This window comes from Anabaena cylindrica UHCC 0172 (assembly GCF_034931625.1).
Taxonomy (GTDB): domain Bacteria; phylum Cyanobacteriota; class Cyanobacteriia; order Cyanobacteriales; family Nostocaceae; genus Anabaena; species Anabaena cylindrica_A.
Genome location: NZ_JAYGGY010000072.1, coordinates 1 through 5,695, shown reverse-complemented (window position 1 = coordinate 5,695; position 5,695 = coordinate 1). Strand labels below are relative to the sequence as shown.

General features: G+C 34.7%; 3 protein-coding genes. 1 reads left to right on the top strand and 2 read right to left on the bottom strand.

What is annotated here, in order from left to right:
* Positions 1–129 precede the first annotated feature (129 nt).
* Positions 130–825, bottom strand: coding sequence for a rhomboid family intramembrane serine protease (locus tag VB713_RS13840; protein WP_323312101.1), 696 nt, complete (start codon positions 823–825; stop codon positions 130–132).
* A 159-nt stretch (positions 826–984) separates the two neighbouring features.
* On the opposite strand from VB713_RS13840, the gene VB713_RS13835 reads away from it, so the two are divergent.
* Positions 985–3,105 carry a tetratricopeptide repeat protein gene (locus VB713_RS13835; RefSeq protein ID WP_323312100.1) on the top strand — a complete coding sequence of 707 codons (2,121 nt, stop codon included), beginning with the start codon at positions 985–987 and terminating at the stop codon, positions 3,103–3,105.
* A 68-nt stretch (positions 3,106–3,173) separates the two neighbouring features.
* Here VB713_RS13835 and VB713_RS13830 read toward each other — a convergent pair whose 3' ends face one another.
* Positions 3,174–4,949: a serine/threonine-protein kinase gene (locus VB713_RS13830; protein ID WP_323312099.1), complete on the bottom strand. Its 1,776-nt coding sequence runs from the start codon at positions 4,947–4,949 to the stop codon at positions 3,174–3,176.
* Positions 4,950–5,695 lie beyond the last annotated feature (746 nt).

Here is a 5,695-nt window from a genome sequence, read left to right as displayed (position 1 = left end):
AACTGGTTTACTAATTGCTGTTACTGTACCTCATAACAGCGGGAAGTGCTGTATCTAGCAATAGCAACGTAACAGTTACGAATTCAAAATTTAAAAAATCCGGCTTTATATTCCCTATTACGAATTATTTTACCGTCGTTGCACCATTCGCATAAAAGCCGCACCCGTTACCAATCCTCCAAATTGTCCCCAATAACCAAGATTAGCTACACCACCTGGAATATTTAAACTACCAATTCCATAAAATAACTGTTGTACAAACCACCAAAATAAATAGAAAAATGCTGGTATCTCTACGGGAATAAATACAATAATTAAAGGCAAAATTGAATCTATCTTTGTTTTAGGAAACTTCATAATATAAGCGCCTAAAATGGATGCAATTGCACCATTAGCACCAATAACTGGAACTGTTAATTTTGGTTCCATACAAATTTGGATCATTCCAGCAAAAATGCCAGCAACTAAGTAAAGTAATAAATATCTCTGTTGTCCTAAAATTCTTTCTAAAGTTTTACCAAATACCCATAAAAAAAGTAGATTCCCCAGTAATTGACTAAAACTACTATGTAAAAATAGCGATAAAGGTAGAGAAAATAATCGCCAAAATACAACTATCCATGCTGCTGAATTGTCAAAAATTGCATTTGTAAATGCTGTATGAGTTTGCTCTGGAATTATCCCCCAACTATTGACAAAATAGCCTAACTTACCATTAATATCTAGACTCAATTCCCAGCAAAATATAAACAGATTAATAGCAATTAACCAATAAGTAATAATCGGCTTCTTCCAACTATGGATGTTATCACTAATAGGAATCATATAATTGGTAATTGGTGATTGGTGATTGGTAATTGGTAATTGGTAATTGGTAATTGGTGATTGGTGGTTATTCCTCCTCATTTTCCTCTGATTCCCCAGTCCCTAGTCTCCTGTGGCAAGATGTAATTAGGTAATATTGCATTCAACTCAGCAACCGAAATGCTAGGAAACACACTTGTAGGAAGATACCAAATTATCAGTCACCTGGGAGGAGGGGGATTTGGTGAAACTTATGTCGCTTATGACACTCATTTGCCTGGTTCACCTCAGTGTGTTGTCAAAAAGCTCAAGCCTCAGTCAAGTAATGCAGCCACTTTGGAAATAGCTAGACGGCTATTTGATACAGAAGCACAGGTTTTATACAAATTAGGTACTCACGATCGCATTCCCCAACTTCTAGCGTACTTTGAAGAAGATGCAGAATTCTATCTTGTTCAGGAATTTATCGTTAGTCATGACCTGAGTCAAGAGTTAGCCGCCGGAAAAACCCTCAATCAAGATGAAGTAGTTTCGTTGTTACAAGAGATTTTAGAAATTTTAGACTTTGTACATCAACAAAAGGTAATTCACCGTGATGTTAATCCACGTAATATCCTGAGAAGAGAACAAGATAACAAATTAATTTTAATTGATTTTGGTGCAGTTAAAGAAATCACTACCCAAGTAATTATTCCCACAGGTAAAACGAAATCTACTATTGCTATTGGTACACCTGGTTATATGCCTGGAGAACAAGCGCAAGGAACTCCAAAATTAAGTAGTGATATCTATGCTTTGGGAATTATTGCCATTCAAGCTATGACTGGATTATCACCGGATCAATTAGAAAAAGATGATGATAGTAATGAAATTGTTTGGCGAAATCATGCCACAGTCACATCAGAATTTGCAGACTTTTTAGATAAGATGGTTTGTTATGATTTTCGTCAACGTTATGCTTCAGCAACGGTAGCATTAAATGCACTGCAAGGTTTAAATAAACCATCCTCTGGGACACTGGCATTAAGTCCTGCTGCTCCACTTAATAATATCAAACATATCAAACTTCAAAAATTCAAAAAAGGTATATTTATCAAATTGACATTAGGAGTATTATTAATGGGTTTGGGAGGAACAGCATCAATATATGTTTTTAATAAAATCAATACTAATAATGCTACGGAATTATATAAACAAGGTAATACACTTTTACAATTACAAAGATATGAAGATGCCCTTGCCATTTATAAAGAAGCAGTAAATATTAAACAAAATTTTGTTGCAGCATGGTATGGTCAAGGCCAGGCATTATTTGAATTACAAAAATATCAAGAATCACTAATAGCTTATGATAAAGCTATTCAACTTCAACCAAATTATTTAGAAGCTTGGACTGGTAGAGGTTTTACTTTGGCGAATTTACAGCGTTATTCAGAAGCAATTTCTGCTTTTGATAAAGCATTAGAAATTAAAGAAAACTCCCCAGCGGTATGGAATGCTAAGGGTGATGCCTTCAAGAATTTAAAACAATACGATAATGCAATTAAGTCTTATGATCAAGCAATTGAATTGCAACCAGACAATTATGAGATTTGGTATAAAAAAGGATTTTTACTACAGAGTCTAAAACAATATGATGATGCAATAACAGCATATACAAAAGCAGTAGATTTAAAACCAGACTATGAAGCAGCTTTATATAATTGGGGCAATTCTCTAGTCAATTTAAACCGCTATGAAGATGCTTTAAAAGCATACAGTCAATTAGTACAATACAAGCCCAGCTATTATCAAGCTTGGTTTTCTAGGGGTAATATATTGATTACTTTGAGGCGATATTCTGAAGCGATTGATGCTTTTAAAGAAGTCATTAAATATAATCCTAGTAACTATCAAGCATGGTATAGTTTAGGATGGGCATTACATCAAAGTCAACGTTATGCAGAAGCTATTGAATCTTACAATAAAGCAATTTCCTTGAAAGCAAATGACTATAAGGTATGGTATAATTTAGGTAATTCACAATATAAGTTACAAAAATATGAAGATGCCTTAGCATCGTATAATAAGGCAGTTCGTTATCAAAAAAATCATTATGAAAGTTGGTATAGTAGAGGTAATACATTATTAAATTTAAAACAATACCAAGAGGCAATCGCATCCTATGAACAAGCTATTAAATACAAGCCTGATTACCAACAAGCAATAGATGCTAGAAAACAGGCGCAAACTCAATTGCAACCAGAAAAATCTCGCTCTATAATAGTACCGATTATACGGCTACCTAATTCAAATTTATAAATAATCTAATCTCAAATGTAGTTGATGTTTAACCCATATCATTATTAACGAAGTCTTATTGATATTGATTAAGCACTAATATTGATTTCTTGTGCTTCATCTGGTGACGAGAAATATGCAATTTTAGTACCTGAGTTTGTCTGTCCAAATATAGTAGATTGATTGATGACAGAAACTTTGTTATTTTTGAGCATTTTTTGAATTTCTTCACGTATTTCTAGCTTTTGATGATACTCTTGTAATTTGATTTGAGCTTGAGCATAGGCTTCGGTATTTTGAGGAACTTTTTGCAGTAATTTTATCGCACTAGCAAAGTCATTTATTAAGGCTTTTTTGTAAGCTGTATGTAAAAAATATCCTGCTCTTATCTGCTGTTTTTGTTTGTATTCAAGCAATTTTTGTTGGACTATAGTACCAGCAGAAGTTTCGGGAGGAATTTGACGCAAATATTCTAAAGCAGCAGAAAATTCTCTATTCTCAGCTTTTACGTAAGCTTGGTTTAATAAATTTTGTGCTTGTTCTTCCAGGTTAGCTTGTGTTTGCTTAACTAGTTTTTCTCGTTTAGAACGCCAATATGAAGTAGATGGAATTTGAGAAACATTAAGTATTGCATCTGATAATTTACCGTCATTTAAAGCTTGTTCTGCTGCTAGATAATTTTCTGTATCATTGTGCCATTGTTTTTGCCATTCTGCAATTGTATCTTGAGCTTCTGGATAGACGTTGCTATAGGGAGGAATTGATTTAGCTATATTAATTGCTTTTTCTAAATCCCCTGATTGATATTCTGCTATGGCTTTAGATAAAGTTCCAGTTTCTGAATAAACTAGTGAATTATTTACTAAAGCCGATACACCTAATCCAACTACCACAGAGTTAAGAGCTAGTCCCAATCGCATTCCTGCTAATAATGGTTCTGATTTGTTCTTTTTTTTTTGAACAGTTTTTTTTAAGGAAGTTGGCGCTTGGGTGGGAGCAACTATTTGCGGTTGGTGTTTCCATGTTATGTGATTCAATATCCACAGTGCTTCGCTGGCAGACTGAAAGCGTTCTTGGTAATTATAACGAATCATTTGGCTGATAAAAACAGCTAAATATTCATCAATTTCAGTGCCTTCGCAACGCCAGGGAATGTCGTTGTTAGTAGGGTCAATTTTTAGTTGCAGAGGTGTTAATCCTGTTAAAGCTTGGAGAGCAATCATACCCAAAGCATAAATATCACTATTGGGTTGTGTTTGACCCAGAAATTGCTCTGGTGGTATGTAACCCAATGAAGTGACAGGAATTTGGGAAATAGGTAATTCTGCATCAGTGCTAAAGTCAATTGGCTGAATTGAGCCAAAATCAATTAGCACTAATTTATGATCACCAGCGCGTCGGATTAAGTTTTCTGGTTTAACATCACAGTGAATAAAGCCTTGAGAATGAACAAATTCGAGAATTCCTAAAGCATCTTCAAGAAATGTCATTACTTCGATTCCAGTCCATTGAATTCCCTGCTGTTGATTGAGACTTAATTCCACAGACAAAGGCTGTCCGGAAATATGTTCTTGTACTAAGAAAAACTGCTCATTTTCTTCAAAGAAGGTGATAAGTTGCGGAATTTGGTTATGTTTTCCCAAATGCTTGAGGGTTTCAGTTTCGGTAAGAAAACGTAGTCTTAGGTAATCAAAGTAAGCACTAGATTGGTAGTCGTTGACTTTTAACTGCTTAATTACGCATCTAGGTCTTTCTGGATAGTCTACGTCTTCGGCGATGTATGTTTGTCCAAATACTCCTGCACCAAGGCTTTGAATAATTTGGTAACGTCCTTGTAGCAGCTGTTTGACGGTTTGGTTGCTCATAAGTTCCTTACTGAGAAATTCTTACATAAGTTGTTACCTACCTCTTCTGAATTTCTTACCAGTTTCCGGAATACCGAGAAATAATTATTTGTAGCTTTAAATTAAGGTGAGTAGATTAAATCCCTGTTTATGAACGTATATTACCCTTGACAGAGATGGATGAACAACGTCACCATAGGCTTTTACAGCTTTTTACTGTTTCCTGGGTTAATTTGAACAGAGGTGAAATAAAATACATCAAATTCACGTTAATATCATATACACTCAATTCATTTATTTAGTATTTTTACGTAACTTCAATGAAGCTTAAAGTACTATTTTTTATTTTTAGGGGGTCTGAGGTATCAGGGGTCTGGGGTATCAGGGGTCTGGGGTATTAGGGGTGAGGAATGAGGTCGCAGAGTAATAAAAAGGTTGGTTTGGCTACGTTTTCACAAAAAATAAAGAAGTGGTAAATTACCCGTGTGATTTTTAGATTGCGGTTTGCGATCGCTATTTATCCACCGACTTAATTGGATACATCAAAGTGTCAAGCCATTTGGGAATTTTGATTGGTAATTTTCTATTGTTTATATAAGTAAGTCTAAAGGCTGAAAACGATGACTCTCGATCTCGTTGACGCTATTGGCGAAATATTTCTTAACATTGAGGAAAAAATAGTATTGATGGGTAATGTTGAGTTGATTAGTTGCAGCCCTCTAAATATTGACAAATAACATATTATATGATTGGAGTCACGGGATAAC